Genomic DNA, 15,655 nt, shown 5'->3' with positions numbered 1-15,655 from the left:
TAAGTAACTTTAAATCATACGCAGAAAAAGTTTTAGGTTTGGAGCTACAACGAGAAAATTGTAGTTTTAGTATGTGATAAAATAAATTATTTAAGAATAAAAATACGGATAGTATATTTTTCTTGTTTTAAAGATAAGAAATTATCTATTACGTTCGATAATTTCTGCTAATAATTTTTTAGCACGTAAAAGTTTGACTTTTACGCTGCTTAAAGGCTCATTAATCTTAACGGCAATTTCCTGATAAGACATTTCTTGAAAATAACGAAGCTGAATTACTTCTTGATAGTGCGGTTTGAGTTCTTTGATGCATAAAAGCAGACGGGAAAGATTCTGTTCCTTAATTAATGCATCTTCTGCTGAGGGAGTAGGGTCGGCAATATTATATGCCTGCTGGTCTTCATTGTCTGTTATTTCGATAAAAAGATTAGTTTTCTTTTTTCTAAGTAAATCAATATAGACGTTTTTTGCAATGGCGATAAGCCAGGTATTGAATTGAAATTCTGGATTATAAGAGGCTATTTTATCAAAAGCTTTAGAGAAAGTTTCAATTGTAATATCTTCTGCGGTGGTTTCGTTTTCGGTTCTTTTGAGCATAAAAGCATACACCTCATTCCAATAATGATCTAATAAAAAAGTAAAGGCGATCTGATCGCCTTTTTTTGCTTTTTCTATTTTAGAATTTATTTCCAATATACCGGTTTTGAAAAGATATTAGTTATAAAGATATTAATTTGCGTTAATATAAGCGCTATCTCAACAACTGGAAACCAAATTTTAAGGTCATTTTCTTTCAGTTTTCCCGCTGTGAATCCAATTACTGTCCAGACAACGGTATAACGTGTTGCTAAAATTGCCAATACTGCAATCCATTGAAATTGAAAAGCCAGCAGAATTATAACTAATAAAAAGAAAAATAATTGTGAGCAGAAAAATAATCCTAATTGCATTTTATCAAAAAACTTATAATGTTCTGCTGTAGAAATATGTCTTCTCTTTTGTGTGAACCATTCTCCAAATGTCTTTTTAGGTTTTGAATAGGTAAAACTTTCAGGAGTATAAGAGATAGTAGTATTCGCTTTGTTCGCTGCTTGATTGATAAACAGATCATCATCGCCGGAACGAACTTGAATATGATCAATAAATCCGTTTACGTTAAAGAATTCTTCTTTTTTATAAGCTAAATTTCTTCCCACTCCCATATAAGGAAGTCCTACTTTTGCCCACGAAAAATATTGAAGAGCGGTCAAAACCGTTTCAAAACGAATAATTTTATTTAAAAACGAACGCTCTACTTTTTCATAACCTCCGTATCCTAAAACTATCGTTTTGTTCATAGTAAACTGCGAAGACATAGAGGTAATCCAATCTTTGGAACTTGGATAACAATCGGCATCTGTAAATAAGAGATAATCTTTTTTTGCTGCTTTGATTCCAAGTGTTAAAGCATATTTTTTATTTCCCCAAAAAGCTTCATTGTTTTCTACTTTTACCAGACGAATATTAGAGAATTCTTTTTCAAACTCTTCAAATATTTCAAGAGTTTCATCTCTCGATGCGTCGTCAATTAAGACAATTTCGAAATCGGGGTAATTTTGCTGTGCCAAAAGCGGAATATATTTTTTTACATTTTCTTCCTCATTTTTTGCACATACAATTACAGAAACAGGAAGGTTTTTTGGCGTAATATGCTGCGGTTTGCTAAAAGCAAACTTTCCAAAAATTCCGAGATAATAAAATAGTTGAACAACAACAATAGCAATAAAAAAGTAAAATATGTATATAAGCATCTGATTTATTTGGTTCTATTTAATTTCACGTTCTGCGACTGCAAATGTACTTATGAATTCTTTAAATTCAATAGCTAAATCTTAATTTACTTTCGGCATTTTGACATTTCTTTTGCAACAGCAATAGACTGAGGGTTTTCAGTTTTTTCTAATTCCAAAATTATGTTTTTATAATTGTGATCGTCTCGATTTTGAGATAGCTTTTTTGTGGCCTGAATTTCTTCAATTTCTATTTCAAAACCAAAAATGCCTCTTGCTTCACGCATTGTTTTCGCTGATAAATCTTCAACTCGAACCGGGTTTTCGGAATTTACTTCATATTTGTCAACTAATTTTTTCAATTGTTCCACAGAAGTTTCATAGTCGACAATTTTAATTCTTCCATAAATATGTACGGCTATGTAATTCCAGGTTGGAACATTTTCATGATCATACCAGGAAGAAGAAATATAACTGTGAGGGCCAGTAAAAACAGCCAAAACCTGATCATTTTCTTTAAAGCCTTCTGCTTGTGGATTTAATTTTGAAATATGGCCTTGTAGAATTTCTTTTCCATCAACATTCAATTCCAGTTCTATCGGAATATGAGTGGCACACAATTTTCCGTTAGTCTGATTAATCAGAATTCCAAAACTATTCTCTTTTAGAAATGCTCTGATTTCTTCCTGATTTTCATTTTTATATAAATCTGGAGTGTACATTGTTGTCTTTTTTTTGCCAAGAATTACACAAATTAGCACGAATTTAATTAGTGGAGATTTGTGTAATTCGTGGCGGATATTTTTTAAATCACATTTACTTCTGCTTCAATCTGAATTCCAAATTTTTCAAAAACAGTTTTCTGAACTTCTTTTGAAACGGCTAAGATTTCCTGTCCTGTTGCGTTTCCGTAATTTACCAAAACCAAAGCTTGGTTTTTATGAACTCCCGCGTCGCCAAAACGTTTTCCTTTAAAGCCTGCCTGCTCAATCAGCCATCCTGCAGGAACTTTTACTTCAGTTTCCGAAACTTCATAGAACTTCATTTCTGGAAATTTTTGGTGGATCTTTTCAAAATCAGACTTCAATAAAATCGGGTTTTTAAAGAAACTGCCACTATTTCCAAGTTCTTTCGGATCAGGAAGTTTACTTTGTCTAATTGCAATTACAGCATTGCTGACGTCTTTTAATGTTGGCTCAGAAATATTGTTTTTAGCCAATTCAGCTAAAATGTCGCCGTAAGAAGTGTTGATTTTATGATTGCGTTTAGTCAGTTTAAAAATAACTGAAGTAATAATGTATTGATCTTTAACCTCATTTTTGAAAATACTTTCACGATAACCAAAATTACATTCGGCATTGTCAAAAGTTTTCATTTCCTGAGTGGCAATATTCATCGCTTCACAAGAAACAAAAGTGTCTTTAATTTCGGTTCCGTAAGCACCAATATTCTGAACTGGCGTTGTACCGACATTTCCTGGAATGAGCGACATATTTTCTAATCCGCCAAAATTATTGTTGATTGTCCAAAGAACGAAATCGTGCCACGTTTCTCCTGCCTGACTTTCAACCCAGACAAAATCATCGTCTTCTTTGATTATTTTTTTGCCTTTTAAATCAATATGAATTACCAAAGCGTCAATGTCTTTTGTTAAAAGCATATTGCTTCCTCCGCCTAAAATGAATTTTTTCTCGTTTTGATTTGCTGACAAAATGGTTTTCAAATCAGCAATCGAATGAACTGCAACGAATTGTTTTGCACTTGCTTCAATGCCAAAAGTGTTGTGTTTTTTTAAAGAAAAATTGGATTGGATTTCCATAAATAAAAGGCTTTTTAATATGGTTCAAAAGTAAGGATTATAATTTTTTTTCTAACCGCAAAGGCGCAAAGTTTTCGCAAAGTTCGCTAAGCTTTGCGTTTATTGCGTAAATCTTAGCGAACTTTGCGGTTATATTATGTTTGAGAATCTAGCAACTCATGATACTTCTCAGAAATAACCTTCATATTAATATCATAATTGGCATTTTCTTCCACAAACTTTCTATTCTGAATAATGGCTTGATTTCTAAACTCAGGATTTTCAAAAGACCAGATTAATTCATTAGCCAGCATTTCAATATTATCAACTTCAATTAATTGTCCGTTTTTCCGATGTGTTATCCAGCTTTGATTTCCTGGAATATCTGAAACAACAGGATAACAATTACATGCCATTGCTTCAAATAAAGATGCCGAAACACCTTCTGTAGTAGGCATGCTGATATAGATGTTTGATTGTTGCAATAATTTAGGAAGTTCCGTATTCGGGATTCTTCCTGTAAAAATTACTTTGTTTTCGATTTGAAGTTCTTTGGTCAAATCTTTTAAATATTGCAGTCTTGTTCCGTCGCCGACAATTGTCAGTGAAAAATCAATTCCTTTTTGGTGTAAAACTCCAAATGCTTTTAAAATAGAATCATGACGATATTCTGGCATTAAAGAGCGCGTCACAATCGCTTCAATTTTATTTGAATTGTTGGTTGAAGGTTTAAAAAGAGATAAATCAATTCCTTTTGGGAGTACTAAAACTTTATTCATATCAACGCCAGAAGCTTTCATGTGAATTGCCATGGCAGATCCCCATGCATGAATTAAATGTGCTTTTTGGAAAGCTTGTTTTTGAATGAATTTTTTAAGAGGATACAATTTAGATTCTTCAGGCCATAAATCGGTTCGTCCTTGCTGGGCAATGGCGATAGTTTTAGATCCTGATAGTGCGGCAAGAAAACCATAACTTGTAGTTCTTTCCGCAATAACCATGTCTGGTTTTTCTCTTCGAATAATTTTTCGAATTGCAAAAGGAGCAAATAAATATTCTAGAATTCGTTTGAATCTTCGCGCATTTGAAGTTTGAAGTTCCCAAGTGATAATTTCAAAATCGCCAAATTCTTTAAGGCCTTTCATCCAGGTTATGGCGTCGGCACGGTAAGATTCTCCAAGAAAAAGTATTTTTCTTTTCATTACAAAAGTTTTTTTAGTCACGAATTCACAAATTAATTTTAAATAATTCGTGAATTCGTGGCTATCTTTTTTACTCTTCAGTATCTAAAGCGCGATTGATGAATTCGTTCAAGGGTTTTAAAGCGATTAACTTTTTACTCATTTTTGAGACGAAATCTTTCTGAGTCACTTCAGAAATATCATAAGGTTGTGAAGCTGTAAAACTTTTTAGTTTTAGAAATTCGGCAGCAGGATGGTCTTTTTCGTAACCGCGAGGCATACTTTTTAGAGAATTGTTTTCGTTTGTGTCAAAACTTCCAAACTCTTTTTTAAAGTCTTTGTTGTTCAGAATTTCTTCTAAATCATCATAGAAAAAAGCTATCTCTTTACGGACTTTTTTCAAGTCTTCAGATTCAGGCGAATAAAACCCTCCTGCAATAAAACTGGCACCTTTTTCAATGTGGACATAATATCCGGCACGATTCAAACCTTTAGTTCCGCCCGACATCCAGATTCCTAAATGGGCTTTATAAGGTGATTTGTCTTTTGAAAAACGAATGTCACGATTGATTCTGAAAGTACAATTTTTAACTTCTAGTAAATCTAAAGAAGGGTCAAGCGGTTTCATGACATCCAAAAAAGCACTTACCAATTGATGATAGTCTTTTTTGAAAACCTCATATCTCTTTTTATTCTCCTGAAACCATTCTCTGTTGTTGTTCTTTTTTAAATCGTCTAAAAATTGCAATGATTCTTTCGTTAACATATTCCTTATAATATTTATTGCAGTTGTTTTTTAAGTTTTGTTCAGGCTAATTTAGTGATTTCTAATTTGGGATTAATGCAGAAAGCTGATACAAATTATATCAATTTTTCAGAAAGAAAAATTACAAATTAAAAATCTTATAAGTCTGATGGGTAGATTTTACAATTGCTTCTGTTCGTTCAGGGTGCGTATCCGAAATAAAAAGCTGGCCAAAAGTTTCGCTGTTTACCATTTCTACAATTTTGGCAACACGGGTTTCGTCCAATTTGTCAAAAATATCATCAAACAAAAGAATTGGTTTTACACCGCTTTGTTTTTTTAGAAATTCGAATTGAGCCAATTTCAAAGCAATCAAAAAAGATTTCTGTTGTCCCTGCGATCCGAATTTTTTTATCGGATGCGAATCAATTTCAAAAGATAAATCGTCTTTATGAGTTCCGACAGTTGTGTAATGCAGTGCACGATCTTTATTAATGTTTTCCTGTAAAAGTGTTAGTAAATCTTTTTCGAACAAATGACTTTCATAAACCAATTGAACCGATTCTTCAGATCCCGTTATGGCTTGATGGTGTATATTAAATATAGGTATAAATTGTTCTAAGAAATCTTTTCGTTTTTCAAATATCGATTTTCCATATTCATTTAATTGCTCATTATATATAGATAAGGTATCATTATCGAAAGTATGATTGAGGGCAAAATATTTTAAAAGAGCATTTCGCTGTACAATGACTTTTTGATATTGAATAAGTTGATGCAAATAAGTCGAATCTAACTGCGAAATTACACTGTCCATAAATTTACGACGCGTTTCGCTTCCTTCAATAATTAAATCTCTATCAGCAGGTGAAATAATTACCAGCGGAATAAAACCAATATGATCAGAGAATTTATCGTAAGCTTTTCCATTTCGTTTTAAAACCTTTTTTTGTCCCTTTTTTAGACTGCATACAATCTGCTCCGTTCTCTCATTCTTTTCCAGTTCAGCATCAATTACAAAAAACTCTTCACCATGTTTGATGTTTTGAACTGCCAGCGGATTAAAATAACTTTTTCCGTAAGCCAGATGGTAAATAGCATCCAGAACATTGGTTTTTCCGATACCGTTTTTACCCACGAAACAATTGATTTTGATGTCGAAATCAAAACTTGCCTCGGAAAAGTTTTTATAATTGAATAATGAAATTTTGTTAAGATGCATTTTTAGGAACTCCAGGTGTAAAAATTACTGTTTTTTGGCAGTGAAAATTTGAGGGTGCAAATTACCGAAAATTATCGATATAATTGGATTTGGAGAAGTTTAAGGTTCTTTTATTTTATCGCTTTCGCGGAAGAGAAAATGGATTATGAAAATATTTCTTTTAAAATAGTGATAAAATTGAATTTTTTTACCTCAGTTTCAAGAAAAATTTTATTTTTGCCGTTCACTAAATAAATTTTAAATGGCAACTTACAATAAAAGAGGATATAAGACACCAAAAGAAAAGGAAGTAAAAGAAGCGGTTACTGAAGAACAACAAGTAGTTATTGACGAAAAAGACAGCACAACAGCTGGGGTTTTCTCAAAATTAGATGAAACGGCTTCAAAAACTGAGGATTGGGTGGCTAAAAATCAAAAAATCATTATTGGTTTAGTGGCTGGTATTGCTGTTGCTACAATTGGATATTTGGCTTACCAAAAATTCATTGCAACTCCTAAACAAGATGAAGCGGCTAGCGAAATGTTTGTTGCTCAGCAAAACTTTGAAAAAGCAGTAAATGGTGTTTCAAGTGATTCATTATTCAAATTATCATTAAACGGTTCAGAAGGTAAATTCGGATTTATTAAAATTGCTGACGAATATTCTGGAACTGATGCTGGAAATTTAGCAAACTATTATGCTGGTATTGCTTACTTGAATACTGGTAAATTTGATGAGGCAATTAAATATTTAGGTGAGTTTAAATCGGAGGATGTAATCTTAAGTGCTTTGGCTAAAGGTGCAATTGGAGATGCTTATTCTCAAAAAAACAACCAAAAAGAAGCTTTGTCTTACTATATTAAAGCAGCTGAGTCTAACAAAAATGATTTCACTACACCTCGTTTCTTGTTGAAAGCTGGAAAAACAGCTTTAGCTTTAGGTCAGAAAGAAGATGCATTGAAATATTTCAATGATATTAAAGATAATTACGACAGTACTCCAGAAGCAGCTCTTGTTGATGCTTTGATTGGATTAGCACAATAAAAATTTTAGACTTTAGATTTAAGATTGTAGATTTGTAGTTAAGAATCTTCCTGACATTTCGGGACTAAATCAAAAATCTAAAATATTACAGATGGCTACTGAAAATAAAAATCTATCAGAATACGATAAAAACACAATCCCAAATGCGAAAGACTTTCGATTTGGGATTGTTGTTTCTGAATGGAATGATACTATAACAGAAGGACTTTATAATGGTGCTTTTGATGCTTTAATTGATTGTGATGTTCCAGCTCAGCAAATTATCCGCTGGAATGTTCCTGGAAGTTTTGAGTTGATTTATGGAGCAAAAAAAATGCTTCAGACTCAAAATGTTGATGCGGTAATCGTAATTGGATGTGTTATCCAAGGAGAAACAAAACATTTTGATTTTGTTTGCGAAGGCGTTACACAAGGAATCAAAGATTTAAATGTGCAAACGGATATCCCAGTTATTTTCTGTGTTTTAACAGATAATAATATGCAGCAATCTATCGACAGAAGCGGTGGAGTTCACGGAAATAAAGGGACTGAAGCTGCAATTGCAGCGATAAAAATGGCTTACATTCGTCAGCAGGCTTCGATTTCACACGCTTTTAATCAACCATTGTTAACTTCGGGAGCGCTTCAAATAGAAGATTCTCCTAGAAAAATAGAAAACGAATAAAACACAATTGTTTTAAAAATATTTAAACCTATACTGTGTCATAACGGTATAGGTTTTTTTGTTTTTTTTATGATACCTCTTCTTCTAAAAGACAACCAAAATTCATTAAATTTGTATTTCTTGGTTTATACAAACTAATCTAAACTCTAAAACTATTTTTGCTTAATGTCGAGTATTATTCAATTGCTTCCTGATCACGTTGCTAACCAAATTGCTGCTGGAGAGGTGGTTCAAAGACCCGCTTCAGTTGTAAAAGAATTGTTAGAAAATGCCGTTGATGCAAAAGCAACCGATATTAAATTGATTATAAAAGACGCTGGTAAATCGCTGGTGCAGGTTATTGATAATGGTGTTGGAATGACCGTTACCGATGCGCGTTTGTGTTTTGCCCGTCATGCTACTTCAAAAATTCGCCAGGCTGAAGATTTATTTTCACTTGGAACAAAAGGTTTTCGTGGAGAAGCTTTGGCTTCTATTGCGGCGATTGCGCACATGGAAATGAAAACCAAACAAGAACAAGACGAACTAGGAACGCATATTGTAATCGAAGGAAGTAAATTTGTTTCGCAGGAAGTGGCTGTTTTACCTAAAGGGACTTCATTTGCGGTTAAAAATTTATTTTATAATATTCCAGCCCGTCGTAATTTCTTAAAATCAGATACAGTTGAATTTCGTCATGTCATGGATGAGTTTCAGCGTGTAGCGTTGGCGCATCCTAATATCCATTTTAGCTTTTATCATAATGGAAGTGAGATGTATAATCTTCCTGCTGCAGGTTATCGTCAGAGAATTGTGGGAATTATGTCTGGTAAAACCAATGAAAAACTAGTGCCAGTAAATGAAGATACTGATATTATAAATATACAGGGGTTTGTTTGTAAGCCTGAATTTGCAAAGAAAAATAGGGGAGAGCAGTTCTTTTTTGTAAACGATCGTTTTATTAAAAGCGGTTATCTGCATCATGCAGTTATGGCTGCTTACGAAGGTTTATTAAAAGATGGTTCTCAGCCAAGTTATTTCTTGTATCTGCAAGTTCCTCCAAATACAATCGATATCAATATTCATCCAACTAAAACAGAAATTAAATTTGATGATGAATCGGCTTTGTATGCGATTTTGAGAGCTTCAATTAAACATAGTTTAGGACAATTTAATGTTGCGCCTGTTTTAGATTTTGACCGGGATTCTAATTTGGATACGCCTTATCATTATAAAGATGTTGAAGTAGGAATTCCAACCATTCAAGTTGATGGAACATTCAATCCTTTTACAGATGATAAGACTAATCAGCATTATACTAAAGCGGGTTCTGGATCCAGTTCTGGAAGTTATAGCTCGGGATCTTCATCGTCGTCTTATTCAGGTTCGGGGTCAAGTTCCAGTTCTTCGTATTCAGGTTATTCTAAACGAGTAGAGCCAACAGCAAGCTGGGAAAGTTTATATGTTGGTTTGGATACAGAAAATCCTGAAACCATAGAAAGTTCTCCATTTACATTCGAAAATGAAGAAGTAACGTCTTCTTTGTTTAATGATGACGAAGTGGAGCAGGCGACTCAGAAAACCTATCAGATTCATAAAAAATATATTGTTTCGCCAATTAAATCGGGAATGATCATTGTGGATCAGCAGCGTGCACATCAGCGTATTTTGTATGAGCAGTTTTTGCTGAATATGACAGTAAATCAAGCCTCGAGCCAGCAGTTATTATTTCCATTAGATTTGTTTTATTCTGCTTCAGAAATGAAACAGATAGAAGAGTTAAAACCATCTCTGGAAACGACTGGATTTGTTTTTGATGATTCAAAAACGGAGCATTTAGTAGTGTCAGGAATTCCTGTAAATATTACTGAAAGCGAAGTGTCTCTGGTAATTGAACAATTATTGAGCGATTTACAAGATGGAATTCCAGCCAATAGTTACAGTCAGAATGATACCATTGCCAAATCAATGGCTAAAAGTTTAGCGGTTAAAACAGGATCTTATTTAACAGAAAAAGAACAAGATAATTTGGTAAACGGTTTGTTTGCTTGTAAAGATCCCAATATTTCACCTTTTCAAAAACCTACTTTCATTACGATGCGTGTGGAAGATATAGATAAAAAGTTTGCTTTATGATGAATATGACTCCAGTGGTTAAACAACTGCTAATTATTAATATTATATTTTTTATTGGTTCTCAGTTAGTGCCAATATCTTACGAGTATCTTGCGATGTTCTTTCCAGAAAATCCAAGTTTTCAAGTGTGGCAGCCTATTACGCATATGTTTATGCATGGCGGGATTATGCATATTGCATTTAATATGTTTGCGTTGGTTTCTTTTGGATCTGCTTTAGAGCATTTTTGGGGAGGTAAAAAGTTTTTGTTTTTTTATATCTCATGTGGCTTAGGTTCTGCGTTACTTCACACAGCGGTAAACTATTACTTTTTTGAAGATACAATTAATATCTTGACTGCTAATGGTTATCATAAGGCTGATATTTTAAATATTTTAAGTCAAGGAAAAATAGATACGAGATGGCAGACTTTAGTAAGCGCTGCTCAATTTGATGGGTTTACAAGTGCTTATATCGGAACAGTTGTAGGAGCTTCTGGAGCTATTTATGGTTTGCTGACTGCTTTTGCTTTTATGTTTCCTAATGCTGAATTAGCGCTTATGTTTATTCCAATTCCAATTAAAGCTAAATATTTTGTTCCTGGACTTTTGTTAATTGATTTGTTTTTAGGGGTTAAAGGAACTTCTTTGTTCGGAGGTGGCGGCACAGGAATAGCACATTTTGCTCACGTTGGAGGTGCGATAACTGGTTTTTTAATGATGTGGTACTGGAAAAAGAATCAGTTTAATAACAATCGTTGGAATTAATTTTTAACTTTAAGTTTAAATTCTAAAACCAAAAGAAATTTCTATGAATATTCTCGACGATTTGAAATTACAATATAGATTGGGTGGTATTGCAATGCGTGTTATCTATTGGAATGTCGCGTGCTTTATTGTTTCTTTGCTTTTTTTCTGGCCAGGTTTTGTTGGAGCATTTAATTATCCAAGCTGGTTGGCTTTGTCTTCAGATCCTCAAGTTTTTTTATTTAAGCCTTGGACGTTTTTGACGTATGCTTTTTTTCATTTTGATTTTTTGCATTTGCTGTTTAATATGATGGTACTGAATTTTGCGAGTAATTTATTTTTAACTTTTTTTACTCAAAAGCAGTATTTAGGATTGTATTTTTTGAGTGCCATTTTTGCTGGAATTATTTTTGCCTTGAGTTTTTATGTTTTAGGGAGCGCAGCTTCTATTGTTGGAGCATCTGCTGCTATAATGGCGGTTTTAGTTGCAGCAACAACTTATTCTCCGCTAATGAATGTTCGTTTGTTTCTGTTTGGAAATGTTAAGCTCTGGCATATAACCGGTGTAATCTTGATTTTGGATTTAGTGCAATTGCGATCAGGCAATATGGGCGGACATATTTCGCATCTTGCAGGAGCTTTTTTTGGCTTTATTTATATTAAGCTGCTACAAAACGGTACGGATTTAAGTACCATTGTTTCTAGAACATTAGACTTTTTTGCTAATCTTTTTAGAAAATCTCCTACGACCCCATTTAAAAAAGTTCATAAAAATTACCAAAAACCTACACAGAAATCGACATCAAGAATTGTCACTAAAGACAAGACGCAGCAACAGATTGATGAGATATTAGACAAGATAAGCCAGTCTGGATACGATTGTCTGACAAAAGAAGAAAAAGAGTTTTTATTTAAAGCTGGAAAATAAACTTGTAGGAGACAGATATGAAAAACCTTTCTTGGTTTAATAAGATAATGTTCTTTTTGAATATAGTGCTGACTGTGCTTACATTCAGTGTTTATATCATGCCGTTTTTAGCACCTAAGAGTTTTCCGCTTTTATCGGTGCTTACATTGTTTATGCCTGCTTTTTTTGTTGCAAATGGGTTGTTCTTTGTTTACTGGGCAATTCAGTTTAAAAAACGTCTTATTTTATCTGGATTGGTTTTGCTTACTGGGATCACGTTTATAAATAAGTTTTATAAATTTTCAGCTAAAGAATATGTTCGGGACGAAAAAGATTTCTCTGTTATGAGTTATAATGTCCGCTTGTTTAATGTTTTTAAATGGCTGGATCGCGACGATATTCCCGAGAATGTAAAAGCTTTTATAGATGAAAAGGATCCTGATATCTTATGCATTCAGGAATATTCAAATTCAGCACATTTAGATTTAAAAGTATATCCGCACCGCTATATTTTTATAGATGGAAAAAAGATAAAAACAGGACAGGCTATTTTTTCTAAATTTCCAATTATTGATGAAGGGAATATTGTTTTTCCGAAGTCAGATAATAATGTGGTTTATGCCGATATTAAACGCGGAAAAGATATTATTCGTGTTTACAATATGCATTTGCAGTCCATTAAAATATCTCCAGATGTAAGTGAGATTTCTGATGATATTGATAATGTAAATCAAAAGAAATCACAGCGTATTTATGCTCGAATCAGTAAAAGTTTCAAGCAGCAGCAAGAGCAGGCAGAAATTTTTAAAGAGCATATCAAAAAGTGCAAATACCCAATTATTATTTGCGGAGATATGAATAATAGTGCGTTTTCATATATTTATAGAAGCATTAAAGGTAAACTTAAAGATGCTTTTGAGGAAGCAGGAGAAGGCTTTGGAGCAACTTATAAGTTTAAATATTATCCAGCCCGAATTGACTATATTTTTACTGACAGCAAAATGAAAGTAAAACAGTTTGAAAGTTTTCCTGATTTTGAAAATTCAGATCATTATCCAATCATGACAAGACTTTCAATCGATCAATTTTAGAGGGATGTTAGAAGTTATTTTATTGTAAGTTATGAATAAATGTTGAAAATTAAATAATACTCATAATCCATAACTTCTAACTCATAACTTAAACTATTTTCTGATTCTTTAAATAATCTGCAGCAAATTTTCCTTCGTTAAAAAGCAGATCCAAAACGCTTAAGTTATTGATAAAACCATGTTTGTCGTCGAATACCTGAGTGTATTTTTCAAAAGAATTAGTGTCTTTTTTTCCATTTGCTAAATATCTGAAATCAGAAAAATCAGGTGTTTCGTGGAAATATTCAGTTGTTTTTCCGAATTCAAACTTCATTCGAAGACATTTTGTTACGATCTCTAATACTTCAAAGTTTAAATCCATTAAAAAAGTGTGTTTTTTTTCGAAAATTGGAACGATATCATCTTCAAAGTACTCGAAGAAAGGAGAGCTTCTGTAAGCGGCTTCTAAAGACTTAAAATGTTGTTTCTGCCAGTCAAATTCATTTTCGATCAAAATGTCTTTGGTTTTCTGATGTGCTTCCTTTGAATGTTTAACGGGAATATTTAATAATTGAATTCCGTTTGGACTATAGATATAGGTTCTGTTTCTATTAGTTTGTTTCTGAAAATTATCTTCCATTTCAAAAGTAATCTTGTCAGATTGTACAATTACAGCAAAATGACTGATAGATGGAAAATAGGTAGGAAGTAGTAAGGAATTCATTTTGTTTTTGTTTCAGGTTTAAATGTTTCAGGTTTCGAGTTAACGTTAAGAACGTGAAACTTGAAACCTGACTCAAGAGCTTGCTCGAACAGGCGAAGCAAACAAAAATAACATTTTTTTAATTATGCTTTATTTTCTCTTCTTTTTCTCCATACAAAATCTCCAACGAAATATAAGGCAAGAGCAATTAAGAAATATTTAAAGTATGACTGTGGCTGACCTTCACCATCAACAGTAGTGAAAACTCTACTCCAGCGAATTTTATTGATGCCTTTTCCGTTAGTGTCCCAGCTCATCCAAATAAATACTGGTTTTCCAACAATATGGTTTTCTGGAACATAACCCCAGTAACGGCTGTCTTCAGAGTTGTGACGGTTGTCTCCCATCATCCAGTAATAATTTTGTTTGAAAGTATAAGTAGTTGCAGGTTTTCCGTTGATTAAAAATTTAGAACCTTGTAACTCTAATTTATTTCCTTCGTAATTTGTAATGATTTCTTTATAGAATGGAAGTGACTCATTGTTTAAAGCAACTGTTTTTCCAGTTTCAGGAATATAGATTGGCCCCATATTATCCTGGCTCCATTTATTGATATGCGGGAAAATTCTATTGTCGTTCGTTCTGTCAATTTTACGAATTACCGCAGTTACACCCGGAGTATTTTTAAATCTTTCAGCACCTGCTTCTGTTAAAGAACCTAAATAAAGAGTGTCTCTTTTTTCAGATGTAAAGCCTGCAGGATCTGTTATGTCTAATTCTTTGAATAAGCTTTCAAAATCAATCGGAGTTTTTCCATCCAGTGCTACAGAATAAGAATATTGTGGTTTGGCTCTTTCTGGTAGAACTAATTTTTTTCCATTAATGAAAACAAAACCGTCTTTGATAGATAGGCTGTCTCCAGGAATACCGACACATCTTTTAACATAGTTTGATTTTTTATCAATAGGTTTGATAACACCTGGTCTTCCTTTTGGTTCAAAGAAATAGTGAACCGTATCGACAGGCCAGTTGAAAACGACAATATCACATCGTTTTATTTTTTGAATGGCAGGAAGTCTGAAATAAGGTAATTGCGGCCAGCTTAAATAAGATTTACTCTTAGTTAATGGAATAGAGTCGTGAACCATTGGTAATGCTACCGTTGTCATTGGAACTCTTGGGCCATAGTTTATTTTACTCACAAATAAGAAGTCGCCAATTAATAAAGATTTCTCTAAAGATGATGTCGGAATTGTATAGGGTTGTACCACATAAGTATGTACTAAAGTGGCAACAATAATAGCAAAAAGCAACGAGCTGATTGTGTCTGCTGTTTTGTTTTCAGGAGTTAATTTACGATCCTTATGATACTCTAATTTTTGAGTATAATTTACATAATAGATATAAAAACCTAAAGTGAAAAGCCCTAAAATAGTATCTAAAGTAGATTTTTTGCCAAATGTTCTCAAAGTTTCTACCCAAACAACCGGAAACATGATCAAGTTGATAATTGGAATAAAAAGAAGCAGTGTCCACCAAGTTGGGCGTCCGATGATCTTCATTAAAACAATCGAATTATATACCGGAACTGCAGCTTCCCAGCTTTTTCTTCCCGCTGCCTGATATAATTTCCAGGTACCAAGAAAATGAATGATCTGTACAGCTAAGAAAAATACGAACCAAGAGTAAAGTGTCATAATAATGTATTTTTAAGTTTTAAATTCAGAATCAT

Annotated in this window: 15 protein-coding genes; 6 read left to right on the top strand and 9 right to left on the bottom strand. The window is 33.2% G+C overall.

Annotated features, from left to right (window positions below):
* Nucleotides 1-141 precede the first annotated feature (141 nt).
* From P2W65_RS01135 to recF, 7 genes are all read right to left on the bottom strand, one after another.
* A complete protein-coding gene (locus P2W65_RS01135; RefSeq protein ID WP_289662890.1) occupies nucleotides 142-693 on the bottom strand; it encodes an RNA polymerase sigma factor in 552 nt (183 codons plus the stop codon).
* Nucleotides 684-1,790, bottom strand: coding sequence for a glycosyltransferase (locus P2W65_RS01130; protein WP_289662889.1), 1,107 nt, complete (start codon nucleotides 1,788-1,790; stop codon nucleotides 684-686). The genes P2W65_RS01135 and P2W65_RS01130 overlap by 10 nt, the downstream gene beginning before the upstream one ends.
* An 86-nt stretch (nucleotides 1,791-1,876) precedes the next feature.
* On the bottom strand, nucleotides 1,877-2,491 hold the full coding sequence (locus P2W65_RS01125; protein ID WP_289662887.1) for an FMN-binding negative transcriptional regulator: 615 nt from the start codon (nucleotides 2,489-2,491) through the stop codon (nucleotides 1,877-1,879).
* 83 nt (nucleotides 2,492-2,574) lie between these two features.
* Nucleotides 2,575-3,588, bottom strand: a complete 1,014-nt coding sequence (gene murB, locus P2W65_RS01120) for a UDP-N-acetylmuramate dehydrogenase (protein ID WP_289662886.1) — start codon at nucleotides 3,586-3,588, stop codon at nucleotides 2,575-2,577.
* A 134-nt stretch (nucleotides 3,589-3,722) separates the two neighbouring features.
* Nucleotides 3,723-4,769, bottom strand: a complete 1,047-nt coding sequence (locus P2W65_RS01115) for a glycosyltransferase (protein WP_289662885.1) — start codon at nucleotides 4,767-4,769, stop codon at nucleotides 3,723-3,725.
* A 70-nt stretch (nucleotides 4,770-4,839) separates the two neighbouring features.
* Nucleotides 4,840-5,514, bottom strand: a complete 675-nt coding sequence (locus P2W65_RS01110) for a DUF2461 domain-containing protein (RefSeq protein ID WP_289662884.1) — start codon at nucleotides 5,512-5,514, stop codon at nucleotides 4,840-4,842.
* Nucleotides 5,515-5,635: 121 nt separating this feature from the next.
* The gene (gene recF / locus P2W65_RS01105; RefSeq protein WP_289662882.1) at nucleotides 5,636-6,715 is read right to left on the bottom strand and encodes a DNA replication/repair protein RecF; all 1,080 of its coding nucleotides are present in this window, start codon (nucleotides 6,713-6,715) and stop codon (nucleotides 5,636-5,638) included.
* 241 nt (nucleotides 6,716-6,956) lie between these two features.
* On the opposite strand from recF, the gene P2W65_RS01100 reads away from it, so the two are divergent.
* The 6 genes from P2W65_RS01100 to P2W65_RS01075 all read left to right on the top strand — a co-directional run bounded on the left by P2W65_RS01100 (nucleotide 6,957) and on the right by P2W65_RS01075 (nucleotide 13,241).
* A complete protein-coding gene (locus P2W65_RS01100) occupies nucleotides 6,957-7,739 on the top strand; it encodes a tetratricopeptide repeat protein (RefSeq protein ID WP_289662880.1) in 783 nt (260 codons plus the stop codon).
* Nucleotides 7,740-7,830: 91 nt separating this feature from the next.
* The gene (ribH, locus tag P2W65_RS01095; protein ID WP_109190498.1) at nucleotides 7,831-8,403 is read left to right on the top strand and encodes a 6,7-dimethyl-8-ribityllumazine synthase; all 573 of its coding nucleotides are present in this window, start codon (nucleotides 7,831-7,833) and stop codon (nucleotides 8,401-8,403) included.
* 165 nt (nucleotides 8,404-8,568) lie between these two features.
* On the top strand, nucleotides 8,569-10,518 hold the full coding sequence (mutL, locus tag P2W65_RS01090) for a DNA mismatch repair endonuclease MutL (protein ID WP_289662878.1): 1,950 nt from the start codon (nucleotides 8,569-8,571) through the stop codon (nucleotides 10,516-10,518).
* Entirely contained in the window at nucleotides 10,515-11,264 is a 750-nt protein-coding gene (locus tag P2W65_RS01085) for a rhomboid family intramembrane serine protease (protein ID WP_091496350.1), read from the top strand. Before mutL ends, P2W65_RS01085 begins: the two co-directional genes overlap by 4 nt.
* A gap of 43 nt (nucleotides 11,265-11,307) precedes the next feature.
* Complete coding sequence (locus P2W65_RS01080; protein ID WP_289662877.1) at nucleotides 11,308-12,171, top strand: rhomboid family intramembrane serine protease; 864 nt, start codon at nucleotides 11,308-11,310, stop codon at nucleotides 12,169-12,171.
* 17 nt (nucleotides 12,172-12,188) lie between these two features.
* Nucleotides 12,189-13,241 carry an endonuclease/exonuclease/phosphatase family protein gene (locus P2W65_RS01075; RefSeq protein WP_289662876.1) on the top strand — a complete coding sequence of 351 codons (1,053 nt, stop codon included), beginning with the start codon at nucleotides 12,189-12,191 and terminating at the stop codon, nucleotides 13,239-13,241.
* An 88-nt stretch (nucleotides 13,242-13,329) separates the two neighbouring features.
* Here the strand turns inward: P2W65_RS01075 and P2W65_RS01070 are convergent, their stop codons facing one another.
* Nucleotides 13,330-13,944: a WbqC family protein gene (locus P2W65_RS01070; protein ID WP_289662875.1), complete on the bottom strand. Its 615-nt coding sequence runs from the start codon at nucleotides 13,942-13,944 to the stop codon at nucleotides 13,330-13,332.
* A 122-nt stretch (nucleotides 13,945-14,066) separates the two neighbouring features.
* Entirely contained in the window at nucleotides 14,067-15,620 is a 1,554-nt protein-coding gene (gene lepB / locus P2W65_RS01065) for a signal peptidase I (protein WP_289662874.1), read from the bottom strand.
* Nucleotides 15,621-15,655: the final 35 nt, after the last annotated feature.

This window comes from Flavobacterium panacagri, from assembly GCF_030378165.1.
Lineage (GTDB): Bacteria > Bacteroidota > Bacteroidia > Flavobacteriales > Flavobacteriaceae > Flavobacterium > Flavobacterium panacagri.
This window is presented reverse-complemented; position numbering and strand designations above follow the sequence as displayed.